The sequence below is a fragment of the Limnohabitans sp. DCL3 genome, assembly GCF_048019295.1.
GTDB lineage: Bacteria > Pseudomonadota > Gammaproteobacteria > Burkholderiales > Burkholderiaceae_C > Limnohabitans_A.
The window spans coordinates 2280467-2301399 of sequence record NZ_CP171842.1 but is presented as its reverse complement, the minus strand read 5'-3'; the positions used below and the strand labels follow the sequence as shown (position 1 = coordinate 2301399).

The window sequence follows — 20933 nt, the reverse complement described above, 5'->3', positions numbered from 1 at the left end:
AGAGACCGTTGGTGAACGGCGTTGATTACTGAGGTTGGAGGTTAATGGATTTAGCGATCGCCCGGTAGCGCTCGATTTCGCCCTGGTAAACACGCGCCAGTTCAGCAGGGCTGCGCGAAGCCAGGACCACATTGCCGCTGCCCTCCAGCGCTTTGCGGTTGTCGGGCGCTTCGGCGGCGGCATAGAAGGCTTTGTTCAAGGTGTTGACCACGGCGTCTGGGGTGTTTTTGTGCACCTGTACACCGGCCCAAATGTCAAAGTCCATGGCTTCCAGGCCTTTCATGGTGGCCATGGCCGGGAACTGTTTGAACAAAGGGTGTGGCGCTTTGGCGGTCACGGCCAAACCTTGAATCTTGCCGTCGATGAGGGTTTGCGGAATCGAGCCGGCCATGGGCAGGAAAGCCATGTCGATTTGCCCACCCATCAAGTCGGTCAAAAGCGGTGCAATGCCTTTGTAGGGCACGTGCAACATCTGGACTTTGGTGAGCTGCGAGAATTTTTCACCCACCAAGTGGTACAAGGAACCGGGGCCTACGCTGCCGTAGCTCAGGGGCTTGTCGGCGTTTTTACGGGCGAGCGCCAGCAATTCGTCCACGGTTTTGATGTTGAGCGAGTTGCGCACGGCCAAGATGGTGGTCGTGGTGGCAAATTGCGCCACCAGTTTGAAGTCTTCTGATTTGTACTTCACACCTTGGATGGCCATGGGTGCCAGCACCAGCTCCATCGGGCTGCCCAGGCTCAATGTGTGGCCGTCGGCGGCCGAGCTGAGCAACTTGGCCATGCCGATGGCGCCACCAGCGCCACCGATGTTTTCGATGATCATGGTCTGGCCCAACTTGGCGGCCGCATCAGGCTGAAGTTTGCGGGCAAAAAAGTCAGAAGGGCCGCCAGCGGGGTAGGGCACGATCAGGCTGATGGTTTTGCTGGGGTAGGTTTGCGCGCCCACAGAGCCGAAAGCACTGGCGGCGATGAGCAGACTGCTCAGCAGGGTTTTGAGGTTCATGTTGTCTCCTGTTGGATGTTGAATGGCGGATGGTTTGAAAACCATGTTCAGATCGTAAGAAGTCAAAATTCATGTGTCCAATGACTTATTTTTCTAATTTACATTCATAAAATGCATGAATGAACCTCAAGCACCTCGCACACTGGTTGGCCTTGGCCGAGACCGGTTCCTTCAGCCGCGCCGCTGAAAAGCTGCACATCACCCAGTCTGCCCTCAGCCGCAGCATCCAGGTGCTGGAAGAAGAGCTGGGCGGGCCACTGGTGGACCGCATTGGCAAAAAAAACGAGCTCACGCCGCTGGGCCTGTCGGTGCTGGAGCGGGCCCGTCGCATCGTGCACGAGGCGCAAGAACTTCGGCAAGGCGCGGCCTTGTTGCAGCAAGGCGGGTTGGGCAGTTTGCGCGTCGGGCTCGGTTCCGGGCCAGGTGCGATGCTGATGACGCCATGGCTGCAGTACATGGCGGTCCACCACCCGACCGTTCAGGTGGCCGTGTCGCGAGGCTCGACCGAGCTGCAACTGGTGCAGCTGCGGGAGCGGGAGTTGGACGCTTTGGTGGTCGATGTGCGCCGAGTGGACGCCGCGCCGGATCTGAACATGGTGGGCATCGTGGAAATGCGTGCGGGTTTTGTGTGTCGACAGGGACACCCGGTTTTGGCCCGCCAGCCCAAGCCCGTGCCGTTTGAACACTTGCTGGCTTACCCCATCGCCTCGACACCACTGTCGCAAGAAGTGGCCCGCACCATGGTGGACCACTACGGCCCCCGCGCCAACCCGGCGCAGATGACCACTTTGCAGTGCGAGGAAATCTCCAGCCTGATCGATGTGGTGCGCCAGACCGATGCGATCTTTTTGGGGATTGTGGGGGCGGCCCGCCAAGGCTTGGCCGACGGCTCGCTGGTGGAGCTGGCCTTGGAGCCACCGTTTCGCGCTGGCGCGCGCTTGGCCATCATCACCCTGGCGGGCAGGACCGAGTTGCCCGTGATGGCAGTTTTCCGCCAATTTGTGACCAGTCGGCTGGTCGATTGACGCAAAAAAAAGGGAGCCTTGGGCTCCCTTCGGGTGGACAAGCCAGCCTGTGCGGCCTCACATCAGCAGGTGTTCGCCCGCGTTGTCACCGCCCAGAGTGACGTAGTTCACCTTGCGGATGTCCATCAGTTTGGTGCCGCCGGCGTAGCTGATCGAGCTTTGCACATCCTGCTCCATCTCAATCAGTGTGTTGGCCAGCTTGCCTTTGATGGGTTCCAGAATGCGCTTGCCTTCGACATGCTTGTACTCGCCCTTGTTGAAGTCAGACGCCGAGCCGTAGTATTCCTTGAACATCTCACCATCGACCTCGACGGTCTGGCCGGGCGACTCTTCGTGGCCAGCAAACAGCGAACCGATCATGACCATGCTCGCACCAAAGCGGATGCTCTTGGCGATGTCGCCGTGGCTGCGGATGCCGCCGTCGGCAATGATGGGCTTGGTCGCCACGCGGGCGCACCACTTCAGGGCCGACAACTGCCAGCCGCCGGTGCCAAAACCGGTCTTGAGCTTGGTGATGCACACCTTGCCGGGGCCCACGCCCACTTTGGTGGCGTCAGCGCCCCAGTTTTCCAGGTCGATCACGGCTTCGGGCGTGGCCACATTGCCCGCGATGATGAAACTGGCGGGCAGCTTGCCCTTGATGTAGCCGATCATGTCGCGCACGCTGTCGGCGTGACCATGGGCAATGTCGATGGTGATGTACTCGGGCACCAAGCTTTCAGCGGCCAGTTGGTCCACCGTGGCGCGGTCAGGGGCTTTGACACCCAGCGAAATCGAGGCGTAAACGCCTTTGGCGTGCATGTCGCGCACGAACTGGACATTGTCCAGGTCAAAGCGGTGCATCACGTAAAAGTAGTCGTTTTGCGCCATCCACAGGCAGATGGACTCGTCCACCACCGTCTTCATGTTGGCAGGCACCACCGGCAGGCGGAACTTGCGGCCACCCAGTTCGACACCCGCGTCGCACTCGGAACGGCTCTCCACGCGGCATTTGCGGGGCAGCAGCAGGATGTTGTCGTAATCAAAAATTTCCATGAGAAAACCAAGCTCCAAAAAGGAATCGTTAAAAGGAACGAATGAGCGCTTGGCTTGGCCGGTTTTCTGGCCCCTGTGGTGAACCCGTTGCAGGTTCAGGGCAAAAAAAACCGGGCGCAAGAATCTTGGGCCCGGTGGCTGATTCTACCCGTTTCAAAGGCCATTTCGGTTAACCCGGGTCCAGTCCCTTCAACAAGGAGCTTGGCACTGGTTGGTCAATGGTTCAATTGCAGGCAGTCATTCGCTTCATTTGAGTTGGTAAGACCAGTTGATGATGGGCAAAACGTTAGGCACTGAGCCTGTCACGGGCGTGTAACGGATGGCGTCCACGGTAGCCATGCCTGAGATGACTTGACCAAAAACGGCATAGCCAGAACTTCCATCAAGGTTGTTGTTCGTATTGGCTACATTGTCCACCACGTTGATGTAAAACTGACTCGTGGCGCTGTCAAAGTCAGAGGTGCGTGCCATCGCGATCGTGCCCCTTGTGTTACTCAAACCAGTCACAGTGGTGGGTTCCAAGACAATGGGTGCCTTAAGCCCAGTGGTCTTGTAGGCGCCAGTGGGAGTGTAGCCACCACCCTGAATCATGAAATTCGAGATGACGCGATGGAACACCGTCTGGCTGTAAAAACCATCGTTGACGTAGCGCAGGAAGTTGGTCGTGGTGATGGGGGCTTTGGTTGACTCCAGCGCGATCACCATTTCCCCCAGGCTGGTGGATACGCACACGGTAGGCAAGCTGCTCGCTTGGGAGGCGGTGACGCCCGCCACTGAACAATTGCCAACCACACGTTCGAATACTGTGGTGACGGTATTCGCTGAATTTTTGCCCCAGACAAAGTAACGTGTGGGCGTTGCGGGAGTGTTGATGGCCAGATTGGATGATGCACTGAAGCAATTGTCATCGGCCAGAGGCAATGTATCGGTGGCCTTGATGCAAAAGGCGTTGACGCCAGCGGTAGCGCTGGCCGTCAAAGTCACTTGACCGTTGTTCGGCGCACTGACAGAAACGCCTGTGATCGTGGGTGCTGCCGGGGCAACGGGTGCATCACCCCCGCCGCCGCCGCAAGCGGTGACCATGAACAAGACGGAAGCCATGATGGGAAGTGATTTCATGTTCGAAATTGATGGAAACTAAAAAAAGCGATTATTGATTAATTAACTGCTTGCATTGATCAAATCGTTAAATTTCTCACGCTCTGGCCACACGATCTGCACGGTCTTTCAGTCAATGAAATCACCCACTTTCGAGCGCAGCCAAGCTGTTCTTACAATCTCTCCCATGCTCCCAGATTCCCCACCGAACATTTCGTCGCCTCTGTTGGCCCAATTGAACGAGGAGCAGCACCGGGCAGTGGCCCTGCCGCCAGAGCACGCCCTGATCTTGGCGGGCGCCGGTTCGGGCAAAACCCGGGTGCTGACCACGCGCATCGCCTGGTTGCTGCAAACCTCGCAGGTCTCGCCCGGCGGCATTTTGGCGGTGACCTTCACCAACAAAGCTGCCAAAGAGATGAAGCTGCGCTTGCAGTCCATGCTGCCGGTCAACGTCAACGCGATGTGGATTGGCACTTTCCATGGGCTGTGCAACCGGTTTTTGCGGGCGCATTACCAGCTGGCGGGTTTGCCGCAGACGTTTCAGATTCTGGACACGCAAGACCAGCTGTCGGCCGTCAAGCGCCTGTGCAAGCAGTTCAATGTGGACGAAGACCGCTTCCCCCCGAAGCAGGTGCAGTACTTCATTGCAGGTTGCAAGGAAGACGGCCAGCGCCCAGGTGATGTGCCGGTGCGCGACGACGAAACCCGCCGCAAGGTGGAGCTGTACCAGCTGTACGAAGCGCAGTGCCTGCGCGAAGGTGTGGTGGATTTTGGCGAACTGATGCTGCGCTCGTATGAGCTGCTGCGCGACAACGTGCATGTGCGCGAGCATTACCGCCGCCGTTTCAGGCACATCCTGGTGGACGAATTTCAAGACACCAACAAGCTGCAATACGCCTGGCTCAAGCAGTTGGCTGGGCTGCCGGGCGAGGGCGGTGAGTGTGCGATTTTGGCCGTGGGCGACGACGACCAGAGTATTTACGCCTTCCGGGGTGCCCGTGTGGGCAATATGGCCGACTTTGTGCGCGAGTTTCAGGTCAAGCACCAGATCAAGCTGGAGCAAAACTACCGCAGCTTCAGCAACATCCTTGACTCGGCCAACCACCTGATCAGCCACAACAAAACCCGCTTGGGCAAAACCTTGCGCACCGATCAGGGCGCTGGCGAGCCGGTGCGCGTGGTGGAGTCGCCGTCCGACTTCGCCGAAGCCCAGTGGCTGGTGGAGGAGTTGCGCCAGTTGGTCAAGCTCGACGGTTTTGAGCGCAAGGAAGTGGCCCTGCTGTACCGCAGCAACGCGCAAAGCCGGGTGCTGGAGACGGCGTTGTTCAACGCCGGGTTCCCTTACCGCGTGTACGGCGGTTTGCGCTTTTTTGAGCGGGCCGAGATCAAGCACGCACTGGCCTATTTGCGCCTGATGGAGAACCCGAACGATGACACCAGCTTTTTGCGGGTCGTCAACTTCCCGCCCCGTGGCATTGGGGCCCGCAGCGTTGAGCAGTTGCAAGACGCTGCCCGTGCCGCAGGCTGTTCGCTGCACGACGCGGTGAGCGCCACCACCGGCAAGGCCGGGGCCAATTTGGCCGCGTTTGTGGCCATGGTCGATGTGTTGCGCGAGCAAACCGAGGGCATGACGCTGCGCGAGATCATCCACTTGGTGCTGGACAAGACGGGCTTGCTCAACCACTACCGCGCCGAAAAAGAAGGCGCCGATCGGGTGGAGAACTTGGAGGAATTGGTCAACGCGGCGGAGAGTTTTGTCACGCAAGAGGGTTTTGGTCGCAGTGCGCTGGCCATGCCACAAGGGGCTGCTACGCTCACGCAAAGCCCGGCCAGCCAAGGTGTGAGTGCCGCGCCCGCATCTGACTTGGGCACGCTCGATGCGTTCAGTGAGGACGGTGTGATCATGAGCCCTTTGGCGGCCTTCCTGACCCATGCTTCGCTGGAGGCGGGCGATAACCAGGCGCAGGCCGGGGAAGACGCCGTGCAGCTGATGACGGTGCACGCCAGCAAGGGATTGGAATTTGATGCGGTGTTCATCTCCGGACTGGAGGAGGGCCTGTTCCCGCACGAAAACGCCATGAATGACTTTGACGGCCTCGAAGAAGAGCGCCGCTTGATGTATGTGGCCATCACCCGGGCCCGCAAGCGGTTGTACCTGAGCCACTCGCAAACCCGCATGCTGCATGGCCAAACCCGCTACAACCTGAAAAGCCGTTTTCTGGACGAGTTGCCCGAAGCGTGCCTCAAGTGGGTCACGCCCAAAAACGGCGGCTTTTCGAACCTGGGACAAGTCGGTGGCTCAGGCGCATCCTCTGGCGCTTGGCCGCAAACCCCTGCTTTCAACCGGCATGCGCGTCCGGCTTGGGGACAAAGCAGCCTGAGCACCGAAACCTACAAAAGCCCCCCTGTGCCTGTGCAAAAAGCTGCACCCGAGCACGGCATCACGGCGGGTAAAAACGTCTTCCACACCAAGTTTGGTGAAGGCAAGGTGTTGGCCGTCGAAGGCGCGGGGGCCGATGCCCGTGCCCAGGTCAATTTCCCGCGCCACGGCGTGAAATGGCTGGCGCTGAGCGTGGCCAAACTCACCGTGGTTTGAATCCAATTTCTGTTTTGAAAGTGCCCCATGAAAATCACCAAAGACACCGTTGTCACCATGCACCACAAAGTGGTGAATGCCCAAGGCCAGTTGCTCGACAAGACCCAAGAGCCCACCGCTTACCTGCACGGCGGCTATGACAACACCTTCCCCAAAATTGAAGAAGCTCTGGAGGGCCAGGAAGTGGGCTTCACCACCACGTTGAAGCTGGCGCCGGCCGACGCTTTTGGCGAGCGCGACGAAAGCCTGATGCAAACCATCCCCAAAAGCGAGTTCCCGCCGGGCGTGAAAGTGGGTGGGCAGTTGCGCGGACGCTCTGCCGAGGGTCAGGAGCAAGTCTTTAACGTGGTCAAGATCAAGGGTGACAAAGTCATCTTGGATGCCAACCACCCTTGGGCGGGTCAGCACCTGACGCTCACCTTGACGGTGCAAGAGGTGCGGGCTGCTTCAGCCGAGGAGATCACGCACCGGCATGCCCATGGTGCGCACGGCCACCACCACTGATCGCATCAGTCGGGCTGCCCTGCGCTGGCGGGCGGCTCGTCATAGACATCGGTGGCGAAGCAGTCGCGCACCGAAAACAACATGGATGTGAAGAACATGGCCGCCACCATCAAGGCCATCGGCATGAATGTGGCCATCATCAGGCCTGCGTTGCCCAACAAGCTGGCCACCAGCATGGCCAACACACCTGCCGACATGAAAATCACCCCCCAGGCCAACACATAAACGGTGAAGGCCTTGAGGTTACGCCAGCAGGCCATGAAACTGAAAAACAGGCTTTTGACCGCAGGCATGCCGTACCAATGCACCAAGGCGGGTGCATGCCAAAACATCATGGACAGCGGCACGTAAAACAGCAAGGACACCCACAAGGCGGTTTGAAACGAATCGGTCGTGACCACTTCCGGCGTCATGGGTGCGCCGCCGAAGTAAACCTGCGCAAACGTGCCGCCGTCGGCCAAGGTGGACAGGCCCATCACCCCCAAAAAAATCACCGCGTACAAGCCGCCCAAGATGAACATGGTTTGGCGGTGCGGCCCCTTCTTGAAAGCCACGAACAGCACACTGGGCATGGGGAATTTGCCCTCGCTGGCCACTTGGGTCGCGGCCATCATGCCCAGTGTCAGCGCCGGCAAGACCACCAAAGCCAAGGCCCCCCCAATGAATGGCACCATGGAGACCACCGACACCGTGGCCATGAACAAAAAGAACAGGCCCGACATGGCCAATGGCTGCCGCCAAAAGGTGCGCATGCCCTGGCGAGCCCATTTGAGGCCGGCGCGGGCGGGAACGATTTGCAGATTCATGGGTTCAGATCAGGGAGGACGCAGTGACAGGGTGCTGGAGCCGCCCACGCAACACGCGTTCAAAGTGGCGGGGGTCGTGAGGCTTGAGCATCGACGCTTCACGGGGCAGATGGTAGTCCCAGAGCCTGGAAATCCAAAAACGCAAAGCCCCTGCCCGCAAAAGGGCAGGCAGCAGCTCTCGCTCAGCGCCGCTCAACGGACGCACTTGGTTGTAGGCCTTCAGCATGGCCTGGGCACGCTCGTTGTGGTGGACCCCTGTTGGCAGATCGATGCACCAGTCGTTCAGGCACACGGCCAGGTCAAACAACCAGGTGTCCACCCCCGCAAAGTAAAAGTCGAAAAATCCGGTCAGTTGCTCACCGTCGAACATCACGTTGTCGCGGAACAGGTCCGCGTGCACCGGGCCTCGGGGCAGGGCGGCATAAGCCGCACTCTCTGCGACATGGTTCTGGTAGGCCAGCTCACTGCGCAGCAAAATGGCCTGCGCTTCATCCAAGTAGGGGAGCACCACGGGCACGGTGTCATTCCACCAAGTCAGGCCACGCAAATTGGGCTGCTTGCGGTTGTAGTCGACCCCGGCCAAGTGCATGCGGGCCAGCATGTCGCCCACCCCGGCACAGTGCACAGCTTGGGGTTGCAGCTGGCTTTTTCCGGCCAATTTGTTGACCACGGCGGCGGGTTTGCCATTCACCGTGTGCAGGATGTCGCCATCGCGGTTGGCCTCTGGATCAGGCACTGGAATGCCACGCCCGGCCAAGTGCTTCATCAAGTACAGGTAAAAAGGCAGTTGCTCTTGTGTCAGGCGCTCGAACAGGGTGAGCACGTACTCACCCTGGTCGGTGGTTGCAAAGTAGTTGGTGTTTTCAATGCCGCCTTCAATGCCTCGCAAAGCGGTGAGTGGACCCAGGTTCAGGGTTTGCATCAGGTCGTTGGCCTGGGCTTCAGAGACTTCGGTGAATACCGCCATGGGAAGAGGCTCATAGCGCCAGAGGGTCTGGCTTAGTGGGGAAAACAGGGATTGTAGAGGGCGACAAGCCAACAATGACCCGCCAAGGGCTGACTGCGCTGGGCCGATGTGGTAAAGCGAAGCGCTTCTGAGGCCCAGCGCAGTCCGCCCTTGGCGGGTCTGCCCGTGTCCGTTGCCTTGCTGGCGAAGCGATGGTGTGTGGGGCCTGCGCCGAGGTTGGGGGGATCGGGGGCTGGGCCTGTGCCAGGGTTCAGAGGCGCTTCGCTTTGCCACATCACCCTGACACAGGCCCAGCCCCCAATCCTTCTTTGTCATTGGGGTATCAACCCGGTACACAATCAGGGGATGAGCGAAAACACCCCTGAAACATCCAAACCCAGCCTCTTGCTGGTCGACGGCTCCAGCTACCTGTACCGCGCTTTTCATGCCATGCCCGACTTGCGGGCTGTGCCCGGCGACCCGACGAGTGCCGCCACGGGCGCGATTCGCGGCATGATCAACATGATGGAGCGGCTGCGCAAGGATGTGCCCGCCGTCTATGCCGCCTGCGTTTTTGATGCCAAAGGCCCCACTTTTCGCGACGCCCTGTACCCCGAGTACAAAGCCAACCGCAGCCCCATGCCCGACGATTTGCGCTCGCAGATCGAGCCCATCCACGAGTTGGTGCGCTTGATGGGTTGGACCGTGCTGGATGTGCCGGGCGTTGAAGCCGACGACGTGATCGCCACGCTGGCCCATGTGGCCGCGCAGCAGGGCATCCAAGTCACGGTGTCCAGTGGGGACAAGGACCTGAGTCAGTTGGTGAACGCGCACATCACCATCATCGACACGATGAACGGCAAGGTGCGCGACGTGGCGGGTGTGACCGCTGAATTTGGCGTGCCGCCTTCGTTGATGATCGACTACCAGACCCTGGTGGGCGACACGGTGGACAATGTGCCCGGTGTGGCCAAGGTCGGGCCCAAGACGGCAGCCAAGTGGCTGCTCGAATATGGCTCACTCGACAAGCTCATGGAAAACGCCCACGACATCAAGGGTGTAGCTGGAGAGAATCTGCGACAGGCGGTGGACTGGTTGCCCCAGGGCAGGGCGCTGGTGACCATGAAAACCGATTGCGACTTGAGCGCCTGGGTGCCCGATTTGCCCTCACTGGCCAGTTTGCACCTGCACGTGCCTGACAAAGACAAGCTGCTCCAGTTCTACCAAACCTATGGCTTCAAGGGGCTGGTGCAGTCGCTGGGCGGCGCCGTGCCTGCGCCAGTGGCCAAAGCCAAAGCGGCCAAGCCCAAAGACACGGGCATGGGGGATTTGTTTGGTTCGGCATCTGACGATGTGCCGGAATCAGCGCCTGTGCTCGACACTGCCGCCAGCTCGGTGCAAGGCGATTTGCAATACGAAACCGTGCTCGATTGGGCCTTGTTTGACCTCTGGTTGGCCAAGATCGAGCAAGCGACATTGACGGCCATCGACACCGAAACCACATCCCTCGACGCCATGCGCGCCGAGATCGTGGGCATTTCTCTGAGCGTCAAACCGGGCGAGGCCGCTTACATTCCGCTGGCCCACAACGGCCCGGCTGCACCCGATCAGCTGCCTTTGGCCGAGGTGCTGGCCAAGCTCAAGCCCTGGCTCGAAAACCCGGCCCGCCACAAGCTGGGCCAGAACATCAAATACGACCGCCATGTGTTTGCCAACCACGGCATCGAGGTGCAGGGCTATGCCCACGACACCATGCTGCAAAGCTATGTGCTGGAAGTGCACAAACCGCACGGCCTCTCCAGCTTGGCTGAGCGCCATGTGGGCCGCCGGGGCGTCGCCTACGAAGACCTGTGCGGCAAGGGCGTGCACCAGATCCCATTTGCACAGGTGGACGTGGCCAAAGCGGCCCACTATGCCTGTGAAGACTCCGACCAGTGCCTGGACGTGCATCGGGTGCTGTGGCCCCAGATCCAAGCCCATGCGGGTTTGAAGTATGTCTACGACCTGGAGATCGCCACCAGCGAAGCGCTGTACCGCATTGAACGCAACGGCGTGCTGATCGACGCCCCTACGCTGGCCGCGCAAAGCCAAGCCCTGGGCGAGCGCATCGTGCAACTCGAGACCGAGGCGTATGAAATCGCTGGACAGCCCTTTAACCTGGCCAGCCCCAAGCAGTTGGGCGAAATCTTTTTTGACAAACTGGGTCTGCCCGTCATCAAAAAGACCGCCACCGGCGCCCGCAGCACCGACGAGGAAGTGTTGGAAAAACTGGCCGAAGACTACCCGCTGCCCGCCCGCATCCTGGAGCACCGGAGTCTGGCCAAACTCAAAGGCACTTACACCGACAAACTGGCGCAGCTGGCCTTGCCGCGCACGGGGCGCGTACACACCCACTACGCACAGGCGGTGGCCGTCACGGGCCGCTTGTCGAGCAACGACCCCAATTTGCAGAACATCCCCGTGCGCACCGCCGAAGGGCGTAAGGTGCGCGAGGCCTTTGTGGCCCCGTCCGGCTGCGTGATCGCCAGCGCCGACTACAGCCAGATCGAGCTGCGCATCATGGCGCACCTGAGCGACGATGCGGCCTTGCTCAAAGCTTTTCATGAAGGGTTGGACGTGCACAAAGCCACCGCCGCAGAGGTGTTTGGCACGACGCCCAATGCGGTCAGCAGCGAGCAGCGCCGTTACGCCAAGACCATCAACTTCGGCTTGATTTATGGCATGAGCGCCTTTGGTCTGGCCAAGGCTTTGGGCATCGACAACACCGCTGCCAAGAACTACATCGCCCGCTACTTTGAACGCTTTGCGGGGGTCAAGCAGTACATGGACGCCACCCGCGAACAGGCCAAGGCGCTGGGCTATGTGGAGACCGTGTTCGGCCGCCGCCTGATGTTGCCCGAGATCAACAGCCCCAACGGCCCGCGCCGCGCCGGGGCCGAACGTGCCGCCATCAACGCGCCCATGCAGGGCACGGCGGCCGACCTGATCAAGCTGAGCATGGTGGCGGTGCAAAAAGCGCTGGACGAACAGGGCAAGACCACCCAAGTCATCATGCAGGTGCACGACGAGCTGGTTTTTGAAGTGCCGGAGTCAGAAGTCGAGTGGGTACGCACTGAAGTGCCGCGCATCATGGCAGGCGTGGCCCATTTGAAAGTGCCGCTGCTGGCCGAGGTGGGCTTCGGTCCCAACTGGGAGCAAGCGCACTGAGTGTCAAGTGGCGTCTTGCCAGGGTGGGTGTTTGTGCATGATGGCGGTGAACAGGTCCGAGTTTTCAAAGTCGGTCAGCCACCGCACCAAAGCCCCCCAAGGCTGCGCGGCAAACCAGGCGGGGTCGGTGTGGGCGTATTGACGCACAAAGGGGGCGATGGCCGCATCCAACAAGCCCCATCGTTCGCCGGCCAAAAAAGTCTGAGACTGAAGTCGGGCATCGAGTGACAGCAAACTGGCTGCAGCCCCATCGCGGTCAGCCTGTCCGCTGACCAGGCCCGCACGGTTGGGGTATTTGTAGCGGTCCAATTGGCTTTTAAAGGGACCGTCGTTGTGTGCGATCAAGGCCATCGCGTCGGCCATGGACGACGGCGATCCGGGCAACCAGCCCAAGGGGTCGTGCTGACCCAAGGCCCACAACATGATGTCCAGACTTTGTTCCAGCACATGCTCAGCGCCTGGTTCGCGCAGCCACAAAACAGGCACCGTCCCTTTGGGCGACAGGGCCAAAAAATGCGCTGGTTTGTGTTTCAACACCACTTCTCGCAACTCATGCGCCACCCCACTGACCTGCAGGGCCAAACGGGCCCGCATGGCATAGGGGCAGCGGCGAAACGAATACAGGACAGGCAGCGCGATCTCGGACATGGCGCCAGTTTAAATCGCCGCCCTTGTGCAAGTCCGCAGCGACTGTGCCAAGATGACGCTCCTTTTATTGATTGACCGAGGAGACATCCCTTGAACCACGACCTGATTGAAGACACGCAAGCCTTGTTGGGCGGACGCCCGGGGGACGCTGTCGCCACACGCCGCACTGCACTCCAAGTGGCTTTGGGTGTCGGTTACGCTGCCGCGGCCATGCCCATCATGGCGCAAACGGCCATCAAAACGCCAGCGACCGGTTTGGTGACGGGCGAGGTAACGATTGATGTCAATGGCTTCAAGATGCCCGCGTACCGCAGCGCCCCAGCGGGCCAGACCGGTTTACCGGTGGTGTTGGTGATTTCCGAAATTTTTGGCGTTCACGAATACATCGCCGATGTGACCAAGCGTTTGGCCCAAGCCGGCTATTTGGCCATCGCGCCTGAGTTGTTTGTCCGCCAGGGTGACCCCAGTGCGTACGGTGAAATCGCCAAGTTGCAATCTGAAATCATCTCCAAAGTGCCCGATGCGCAGGTCATGAGCGATCTGGACGCCACGGTTGCCTGGGCCGCTGCCCATGGAGGCAACACCGACAAACTGGCCATCACCGGTTTTTGCTGGGGTGGGCGCATCACTTGGTTGTATGCGGCGCATCAACCCAAACTCAAAGCCGGCGTGGCCTGGTATGGCCGTTTGGTGGGCAACACCACGGCCCAAAACCCCTCGCACCCCTTGGCGTTGGTTGGTAACCTCAAAGCCCCGGTGCTGGGCTTGTACGGCGCAGCCGATACGGGCATCCCCCTTGACACGGTTGATAAGATGAAAGTTGAACTGGCCCAAGGACCCGCAGCGGCCAAAGCCAGCGAGTTTGTGGTTTATCCTGAGGCTCCTCACGCTTTCCATGCCGACTACCGCCACAGCTACCGCAAGGCGGCGGCAGACGATGGCTGGCAGCGCTTGCTGGCCTGGCTCAAGCGCCATGGCGTTGCCTGATTTTTGAACGCAGAGACCGCCCTTCGGGGCGGTTTCTTATGGGGTGCACGGCACTCCGGGATACATGATGACTTTATTGGCGATTTTGGTGGGCACTTTGGTGGCAGGCATTGGCAGCGTTTGGGTGGCTGCGTGGCTGAGTTTTGGCATTTTGAGCCGCTACACCCAGCACATGTTGAGTCTGGCCGCAGGGGCCTTGATGGCCACCTCGTTTTTACATTTGCTGCCCGAGGCCTTTGAGAGCGAGGCCGGTGCCCATCAATTGTTTCTGACGCTGTTGCTTGGTTTGGTTTTTTTCTTTTTGCTCGATAAGGCTGAGCTCTGGCACCATGGGCATGAACACGGCCACGGGCATGACCACGGGCACCATGAACACCACGCACATGCCAGCCATGGCACGGTCTCAGAGCAAACACCGCGAGGGCAGTGGGCTGTTTTGGCCGGCGACAGCGTCCATTGTTTTGGCGACGGCATCTTGATCGCCTCGGCCTTCATGGCCGACATGCGCTTGGGCGTGATCGCCTCCTTGGCGGTCCTGGCGCACGAAGTGCCCCACCACATGGGTGATTTGGCGGTTTTGCGCCAAGGCAGCTCTAGCCGCCGCGCTGCGATTGTCAAGGTGTCCATGGCGGGGGCCATCACGGCTTTCGGTGGCGCAGTGGGCTATGTGCTGGTTGACGCATTGCACGACTGGTTGCCCTTCTTTTTGGTGGTGGCCAGCAGCAGTTTTGTCTATGTGGCCTTGGCCGACTTGATTCCGCAGTTGCAAAAACGACTGTCTGCCCGGGAAACCGCAGCCCAAATTTTTTGGCTGGGTGTGGGCATGGGCATGGTGGTGTTGATCAGCGCTGTAGCGGGTCACAGCCACTGAGCTTGGGGCCTCAGCCCTTGGCGCACGGCAGGCCGGGGGTGCGGCTCCACTCGCTCCAGCTGCCGGCATACAAAGCGGTGGGGCCGAAACCGGCCAACTCCATGGCCAACACATTGGGCACGGCGGTGACGCCGCTGCCGCAGTGGTGCACCACGCTGCTGGCCGGGCGGCCAGCGAGCACCTCGGTCCATTCGGCTTTGAGCAGTTCCGGGCTTTTGAAACGGCCGTCTTCGGTGAAGTTCTCGGTGAATGGCCGGTTCAGAGCGCCGGGAATGTGCCCTGCTACCGGGTCGAGTGGTTCCATTTCGCCACGGTAACGCGCACCGGCGCGGGCGTCCACGATGGTTTGGTGCGGGCGGCCCAAACCGTTGGCGACAGCGTCTGTCAGCACCAATTGGCGCAGTGGCGCGTTCAAGCCGAAGTGCGCAGGAGTGGTTGTGGGTGAAGCGCCGGTCGCCAATGCGCCGCCGGCGTCTTTCCAGGCCTGCAGGCCACCGTCCAGCACCGCCACAGCGTCGTGTCCCAACCATTTCAGCATCCACCACAAGCGGCCGCAATAGGCGCTTTTTTGACGGTCGTACACGACGATTTGCATGCTGTTGTCGATGCCCAGGCTGCCCAACCATTGCGCCACGGTCTCGCGTTGCGGCAAAGGGTGGCGCCCCCCGTTGACGGCTTGTCCGGGGGCGTGGCTGCTCAAGTTCTTGTCCAGATGGGCCGGCAGGGCACCTGCGATGCGTTCGCTCTCAAACAAACCTTCGGCCAACTCGGGTTTCATCAGATCGAAGCTGCAATCGAGCACGGCACAAGGCCTGCCTTGGGATTGCAGGTCCTGCAATTGAGCGGCGGTGATCAGCAAGGTGTACATGGCTTGGGTCTCCAAAATTCAATGTTCTTCGGCCGGGGCGCGAGGCAGGGTGCGGCTGCGCAAAGCGGTTGAGGCAATGCCGCTCAAGATGATGAGCACCATGCCCGCCCAGCCCATCAGGGGGATGTGGTCGCCAAATAAGAATAAACCGTAAAGCGCGGCAAAAACAATGCCTGAATACTGCAAATTGGCCACCACCAGCGTCGAGCCCTTGGTGTAGGCCATGGTCATGCTCAGTTGCCCCAGTGCAGCCAACACCCCGATGGGCAACAGCCACAGCGCGTTGGGCCACGTCCAGGCACTGGCCCCCGTGAACAAGATGGCCACACCACCCACCAAGGTGGTGCCCATCGAAAAGTAAAACACTGTGCGCGATTCGGGCTCGCCCAATCGGCCCAGAGACGCCACTTGCATGTAGGCCAATGCGGCGCCAAGACCTGACAACAAGCCGATGACGCCTGCAAACAACTGGTTTTGCTCGATGGTGGGCCGCAAAAGCATGACCACGCCGCTGAAGCCCGCGATCACCGTGAGCACCAGTGGCCCCTGGCGTCCAATGTCCTGCACGCGGCCCATGACCAAGGTGCCGCCGATCAAGAATGCGGCCACCCAAACACCGCTCATGTAGTTGAGTGTCATGGCCGTGGCCAAGGGCAGGTGCGCAATGGCATAAAACCAGGCTGAAAGTGATGCGACCCCGATGATGGAGCGCCACACATGCATCATGGGAATGGAGGTGCTCAGGGGCACGTTCTGTACTCGGCAAAGCGTGGCCATGAAAGCCATGCCAATCAATCCCCTGTAAAACACCAACTCAAAAGTGTGGAAGTGGGGTGCAGCGAATTTGATGCAAACGCTCATGGTCGCAAAAAAAAGCGACGCCAAAATCATCCAAGAGGCTTGCATCAGCGCTTGCCGCTCACCGCGAGGTCATTTGCCGGCGGTACCACTCGTGGAAGTGCTGCATGCCGTCTTCCATGGGGCTTTGGTAAGGGCCGACTTCGTTGTCGCCCCGTGCCCACAAGGCCTTGCGACCTGCGTCCATCCGCTCGGCAATCTCGTCGTCCTCGATGCAAGTCTCCATGTAGGCCGCTTGTTGGGCCTGCACAAATTCGCGCTCGAAAGCCACGATCTCTTCGGGGTAGTAAAACTCCACCATGTTCAGCGTTTTGTCGGGGCTGATCGGGTGCAGCGTCGAGACTGTCAGCACATGGGGGTACCACTCCAGCATGATGTGCGGGTAGTAGGTCAACCAAATGGCGCCGCGCTCGGGCAGCTGGCCGTTGCGGTATTTCAGCAAGACGTCGTGCCATTTTTTGTAGGTGTCTGAGCCAGGCTGGCCAAAGGCACCCGAGACGCCTACCGTCTGCACCGAGTAATGTTCCTTGAACTCCCAGCTCAGGTCATCGCAGGTGACGAAATGGCCCAGTCCGGGGTGGAAGGGCCCGACATGGTAATCCTCTAAATAAACCTCAATGAAGGTTTTCCAGTTGTAATTGCACTCGTGCAGCTCAACCCGGTCGAGGGCGTAGCCGTCAAAGTTCAGCAGTGCTCTGGGGCCCATGTCGGCCAGGTCGGCGGCGATGTCTCGGCCGTTGTCCTCGAACAAAAGACCGTTCCATTCCTGCAGCTTGTAATTGTTCAGGTTCAGGCAGGGGTCCTGGGCGAAATGGGGCGCGCCCAGCAACTGGCCACTGGGGGAGTAGGTCCAGCGGTGCAGTGGGCACACGATATTGCCCCCGGCGCTGCCTTTTTGCTGCGCGCCAAGGTTGCCCCGGCCATTGAGCATGATGGCTTGGCGATGGCGACAGACGTTGGAGACGAGTTCGACCCCGCCGTGGGCGTTGCGCACCAAAGCCCGACCCTCAGCCTCATGGGGCAGGGCGTAGTAATCGCCCGGGTGGGGAACCGCCAGTTGGTGGCCCACATAGCGAGGGCCTTGCTGGAAGATGGTTTTCAATTCGCGCTGAAACAGCGCCTCATCGAAATAAGTGGAAACTGGTAGTTGGCTTGCGGCCTGCTGCAGTTGAAGACTTAAATCAGACATGGGTGACCTGACCTAGAGACTCCCCCTATGAAGGGGCAGGGACAAAGCGCTGAATTCAAGGAAAACCGCGCAAAAAAATGACAGGTTAAACCTGCCGATGAGCCCTTATTCTAACCCGTGAGGTGATTGCAGGTGCGCGGCAAGCGCATTGTCTGCAAAGCGCCTGAGCCCAGTGCGCCAGTGCGAGTGGGGCCAATGCGGCGCGTCTTGTCGGCCTGACATGACCAACTGTCAGCCAAGTCAAGGCTTAACGCCTAAAATCGGGTTTTTTGCTGGAAGACCCCATGCCCAAGGCTGCCCCACCTGACCTCGCTGTCGCTGTTGCGGAAGATTTGCCTGCCACGTATGAAGTGGCTTTGTCTGAGCTGGAGACCTTGGTGGGGCAGTTGGAGTCCGGGCAAATGCCTTTGGACCAACTGTTGTCGGGTTACCAGCGCGGCGCTGTATTGCTGGCTTTTTGCCGCGACAAACTCAAAGCGGTGGAAGACCAGATCCAGGTGCTGGACGGCGGGCAACTCAAACCTTGGAGTGGCGCATGAGCATGGACTTGAGGGCCTGGATGCAACCGCACCTCGAGCGGGTGGAGCAAGCTTTGGCGGCTTGCATCGCGGCCGAATCCCCAGCCCAATTGGGGCAGGCCATGCGCTACGCCGTCCTCGATGGCGGCAAGCGATTGCGCCCTTTGCTGGTCCTGGCCACCGCTGAAGCGGCGGGCGATGGCGAGAGCAGCCAGGCAGCGCTCAACGCCGCTTGCGCCATCGAGCTCATCCATGCGTATTCCTTGGTCCACGACGACATGCCTTGCATGGACAACGACGTGCTGCGGCGTGGCAAACCCACGGTGCATGTGCAGTTTGGTCAGGCGCAAGCCTTGCTTGCCGGTGACGCCTTGCAAACTTTGGCGTTTGAAATACTCACCCCGTCACAGGCCAGCGTGAGCGCTCCAGTGCAGGCCGACTGCGTGGCCTTGCTGGCGCGCGCTTCGGGCTACCAAGGCATGGCAGGCGGCCAGGCCATCGACTTGGCCAGCGTGGGCCAAAGCCTGAGTGAAGCGCAGCTTCGCCAGATGCACCGCCTTAAAACCGGTGCACTGCTGCTGTGCAGCGTGCAGATGGGCGCAGCCTGTGTGCCGGGGGTGTCCCTTCAAGTGCAAACGGCGCTGAAGCGTTTTGGCGAGGCCTTGGGACTGGCCTTTCAGGTGGTGGACGATGTGCTGGATGTGACGGCCGATTCGGCCACACTGGGCAAAACTGCGGGCAAAGACGAAGCAGCCGACAAACCCACTTATGTGGCGCTGATGGGCTTGGATGCGGCCAAGGCCTATGCCGACAGCTTGGCGGCTCAGGCCATGCAGGCGCTGACCGAGACCGGTTTGCCCGAGGCCCGTTTGGCCGCGCTGCGTGCGCTGACTGCCATGGTGGTAGAAAGAAACAACTGATATGACCGACTTGCTCAAGACCATTGACTCCCCGGCCGATTTACGCCGCTTGCAGCGCACCGACCTGCCGCAGCTGGCCGATGAGCTTCGCCACTGCGTGCTCGACAACGTTTCTCAAACAGGCGGTCACCTCAGCTCCAACTTGGGCACGGTGGAGCTGACGGTGGCTTTGCACTATGTGTTCAACACCCCTGAGGACCGCATCGTCTGGGATGTCGGTCACCAGACCTACCCGCACAAAATCCTGACGGGTCGGCGAGGCCGCATGCCCACCTTGCGCCAGTTCGGTGGGTTGTCGGGCTTTCCGCGCCGCGACGAGAGCGAATACGACACCTTTGGCACCGCGCACTCGTCTACCAGCATTTCGGCCGCATTGGGCATGGCCGTGGCCGCGCGCCAAAAGGGCGAGTCGCGCCACGCGATTGCGGTCATTGGTGACGGCGCCATGACGGCGGGCATGGCCTTTGAGGCCCTGAACAACGCGGGCGTTGAAGAGTGCAAGTTGTTGGTGATCCTGAACGACAACGACATGTCGATCAGCCCCCCCGTGGGGGCACTCAACCGCTATTTGGCGCAGCTCATGAGCGGGCGTTTTTATTCGGCGGCCAAGGCGGGGGCCAAGAACGTGCTGAAAAACGCACCGCCACTGTTCGAGCTGGCCAAACGCCTGGAAGAGCACGCCAAGGGCATGGTGGTGCCCGCCACGCTGTTTGAAAAATTCGGCTTCAACTACATCGGCCCCATTGATGGCCACGATCTGGATTCGCTGATTCCGACGCTGGAGAACATCAAGCACCTGGACGGCCCGCAATTTTTGCATGTGGTCACGAAAAAAGGTCAGGGCTACGACAAGGCCGAGGCCGATCCGGTGGCTTACCATGGTCCCGGCAAGTTCGATCCGAGTGTGGGCCTGGTTCCTGCAGCCACGCCCGCCAAAACCACCTTCACCCAGGTGTTTGGCCAGTGGTTGTGCGACATGGCCGACAAAGACATGCGCTTGGTGGGCATCACCCCTGCCATGCGCGAGGGCTCGGGCATGGTGGCCTTCCATCAACGCTTTCCCAAGCGCTATTACGACGTGGGCATTGCCGAGCAGCATGCGGTGACTTTTGCCGCAGGCATGGCCTGCGAAGGTCTGAAACCCGTGGTGGCGATTTACTCCACTTTTTTGCAGCGCGGCTACGACCAATTGATCCACGATGTGGCGCTGCAAAATCTGCCGGTGGTGTTTGCGCTGGATCGCGCAGGTTTGGTGGGCGCCGACGGTGCCACCCATGCAGGGGCTTACGACATTGCCTACATCCGTTGCATCCCCAACATGAGCTTGGCCTGCCCAGCCGATGAGCGAGAGTGCCGACAGCTGCTCAGCACCGCTTTCGCGCAAAACCACCCTGTGGCCGTTCGCTACCCGCGTGGCGCGGGTGTGGGCACGGTGCCGGGCCGTGATTTGGACACCTTGCCTTTTGGCAAGGGTGAAGTGCGCCGTCAGGGTGAAAAGCTGGCCATCCTGGCCTTTGGCACCTTGTTGGCTCCGGCCCTGCAAGCTGCAGAAAAGCTCAACGCCACCGTGGTCAACATGCGTTGGGTCAAACCGCTGGATGTGGAACTGCTGGCCCACATTGCTCAAAGCCATGAGCGCCTCGTCACAGTGGAGGAGGGCTGCCTCATGGGCGGTGCAGGCAGCGCCGTGGGTGAGGCCTTGCAGCAGTTGAACCTGCAGCGCTCGGTCTTGCACTTGGGCCTGCCCGATGCGTTCATTGAGCATGGCGACCCAGCCAAGCTCTTGGCCTTGCAAGGATTGGATGCGGCTGGCATGGAAGCGTCCATTCGTCAGCGTTGGCCCGATTGAATGCA

18 protein-coding genes are annotated in these 20933 nt (G+C 60.2%); 9 read left to right on the top strand and 9 right to left on the bottom strand.

Features of this window, described 5'->3' with window-relative positions:
• Window positions 1-25: 25 nt before the first annotated feature.
• Entirely contained in the window at window positions 26-1003 is a 978-nt protein-coding gene (locus ACHEXK_RS10525; RefSeq protein ID WP_416545951.1) for a Bug family tripartite tricarboxylate transporter substrate binding protein, read from the bottom strand.
• Between the two features lie 119 nt (window positions 1004-1122).
• Here ACHEXK_RS10525 and ACHEXK_RS10520 point away from each other — a divergent pair, with 119 nt between their 5' ends.
• The gene (locus ACHEXK_RS10520) at window positions 1123-2028 is read left to right on the top strand and encodes a LysR family transcriptional regulator (protein WP_416545949.1); all 906 of its coding nucleotides are present in this window, start codon (window positions 1123-1125) and stop codon (window positions 2026-2028) included.
• Window positions 2029-2085: 57 nt separating this feature from the next.
• On the opposite strand, the gene ACHEXK_RS10515 is transcribed toward ACHEXK_RS10520, so the two are convergent.
• Together ACHEXK_RS10515 and ACHEXK_RS10510 are read right to left on the bottom strand one after the other, a co-directional pair.
• Entirely contained in the window at window positions 2086-3063 is a 978-nt protein-coding gene (locus ACHEXK_RS10515) for a GMP reductase (protein WP_416545947.1), read from the bottom strand.
• 246 nt (window positions 3064-3309) lie between these two features.
• Window positions 3310-4182, bottom strand: a complete 873-nt coding sequence (locus ACHEXK_RS10510) for a peptidylprolyl isomerase (protein ID WP_416545945.1) — start codon at window positions 4180-4182, stop codon at window positions 3310-3312.
• Between the two features lie 166 nt (window positions 4183-4348).
• On the opposite strand from ACHEXK_RS10510, the gene ACHEXK_RS10505 reads away from it, so the two are divergent.
• Together ACHEXK_RS10505 and ACHEXK_RS10500 are read left to right on the top strand one after the other, a co-directional pair.
• On the top strand, window positions 4349-6757 hold the full coding sequence (locus ACHEXK_RS10505; RefSeq protein WP_416545943.1) for a UvrD-helicase domain-containing protein: 2409 nt from the start codon (window positions 4349-4351) through the stop codon (window positions 6755-6757).
• 27 nt (window positions 6758-6784) lie between these two features.
• Complete coding sequence (locus ACHEXK_RS10500) at window positions 6785-7261, top strand: FKBP-type peptidyl-prolyl cis-trans isomerase (protein WP_416545941.1); 477 nt, start codon at window positions 6785-6787, stop codon at window positions 7259-7261.
• A 5-nt stretch (window positions 7262-7266) separates the two neighbouring features.
• On the opposite strand, the gene ACHEXK_RS10495 is transcribed toward ACHEXK_RS10500, so the two are convergent.
• A complete protein-coding gene (locus ACHEXK_RS10495) occupies window positions 7267-8067 on the bottom strand; it encodes a BPSS1780 family membrane protein (RefSeq protein ID WP_416545939.1) in 801 nt (266 codons plus the stop codon).
• A 4-nt stretch (window positions 8068-8071) separates the two neighbouring features.
• Window positions 8072-9034 carry a homoserine kinase gene (locus tag ACHEXK_RS10490; protein WP_416545937.1) on the bottom strand — a complete coding sequence of 321 codons (963 nt, stop codon included), beginning with the start codon at window positions 9032-9034 and terminating at the stop codon, window positions 8072-8074.
• Between the two features lie 345 nt (window positions 9035-9379).
• Between ACHEXK_RS10490 and polA the strand changes: the two genes are divergently transcribed.
• Complete coding sequence (polA, locus tag ACHEXK_RS10485; RefSeq protein WP_416545935.1) at window positions 9380-12220, top strand: DNA polymerase I; 2841 nt, start codon at window positions 9380-9382, stop codon at window positions 12218-12220.
• A gap of 3 nt (window positions 12221-12223) precedes the next feature.
• On the opposite strand, the gene ACHEXK_RS10480 is transcribed toward polA, so the two are convergent.
• Window positions 12224-12868 carry a glutathione S-transferase gene (locus ACHEXK_RS10480; RefSeq protein WP_416545933.1) on the bottom strand — a complete coding sequence of 215 codons (645 nt, stop codon included), beginning with the start codon at window positions 12866-12868 and terminating at the stop codon, window positions 12224-12226.
• A 90-nt stretch (window positions 12869-12958) separates the two neighbouring features.
• On the opposite strand from ACHEXK_RS10480, the gene ACHEXK_RS10475 reads away from it, so the two are divergent.
• Both ACHEXK_RS10475 and ACHEXK_RS10470 read left to right on the top strand, forming a co-directional pair.
• Window positions 12959-13855 carry a dienelactone hydrolase family protein gene (locus ACHEXK_RS10475; RefSeq protein ID WP_416545932.1) on the top strand — a complete coding sequence of 299 codons (897 nt, stop codon included), beginning with the start codon at window positions 12959-12961 and terminating at the stop codon, window positions 13853-13855.
• Window positions 13856-13922: 67 nt separating this feature from the next.
• Entirely contained in the window at window positions 13923-14726 is an 804-nt protein-coding gene (locus tag ACHEXK_RS10470) for a ZIP family metal transporter (RefSeq protein ID WP_416548925.1), read from the top strand.
• Window positions 14727-14736: 10 nt separating this feature from the next.
• Here ACHEXK_RS10470 and ACHEXK_RS10465 read toward each other — a convergent pair whose 3' ends face one another.
• The 3 genes from ACHEXK_RS10465 to ACHEXK_RS10455 are packed head-to-tail and all read right to left on the bottom strand — an operon-like array spanning window position 14737 to window position 17641.
• Window positions 14737-15594, bottom strand: coding sequence for a sulfurtransferase (locus ACHEXK_RS10465; RefSeq protein ID WP_416545930.1), 858 nt, complete (start codon window positions 15592-15594; stop codon window positions 14737-14739).
• A gap of 18 nt (window positions 15595-15612) precedes the next feature.
• Entirely contained in the window at window positions 15613-16500 is an 888-nt protein-coding gene (locus tag ACHEXK_RS10460) for a DMT family transporter (RefSeq protein ID WP_416545928.1), read from the bottom strand.
• A gap of 13 nt (window positions 16501-16513) precedes the next feature.
• Window positions 16514-17641, bottom strand: a complete 1128-nt coding sequence (locus ACHEXK_RS10455) for an aromatic ring-hydroxylating oxygenase subunit alpha (RefSeq protein WP_416545926.1) — start codon at window positions 17639-17641, stop codon at window positions 16514-16516.
• 284 nt (window positions 17642-17925) lie between these two features.
• On the opposite strand from ACHEXK_RS10455, the gene xseB reads away from it, so the two are divergent.
• The 3 genes from xseB to dxs are packed head-to-tail and all read left to right on the top strand — an operon-like array spanning window position 17926 to window position 20928.
• Window positions 17926-18180, top strand: a complete 255-nt coding sequence (gene xseB, locus ACHEXK_RS10450) for an exodeoxyribonuclease VII small subunit (protein ID WP_416545924.1) — start codon at window positions 17926-17928, stop codon at window positions 18178-18180.
• A complete protein-coding gene (locus tag ACHEXK_RS10445; RefSeq protein WP_416545922.1) occupies window positions 18177-19079 on the top strand; it encodes a polyprenyl synthetase family protein in 903 nt (300 codons plus the stop codon). Before xseB ends, ACHEXK_RS10445 begins: the two co-directional genes overlap by 4 nt.
• 1 nt (window position 19080) lies before the next feature.
• Complete coding sequence (dxs, locus tag ACHEXK_RS10440; protein WP_416545920.1) at window positions 19081-20928, top strand: 1-deoxy-D-xylulose-5-phosphate synthase; 1848 nt, start codon at window positions 19081-19083, stop codon at window positions 20926-20928.
• Window positions 20929-20933: the final 5 nt, after the last annotated feature.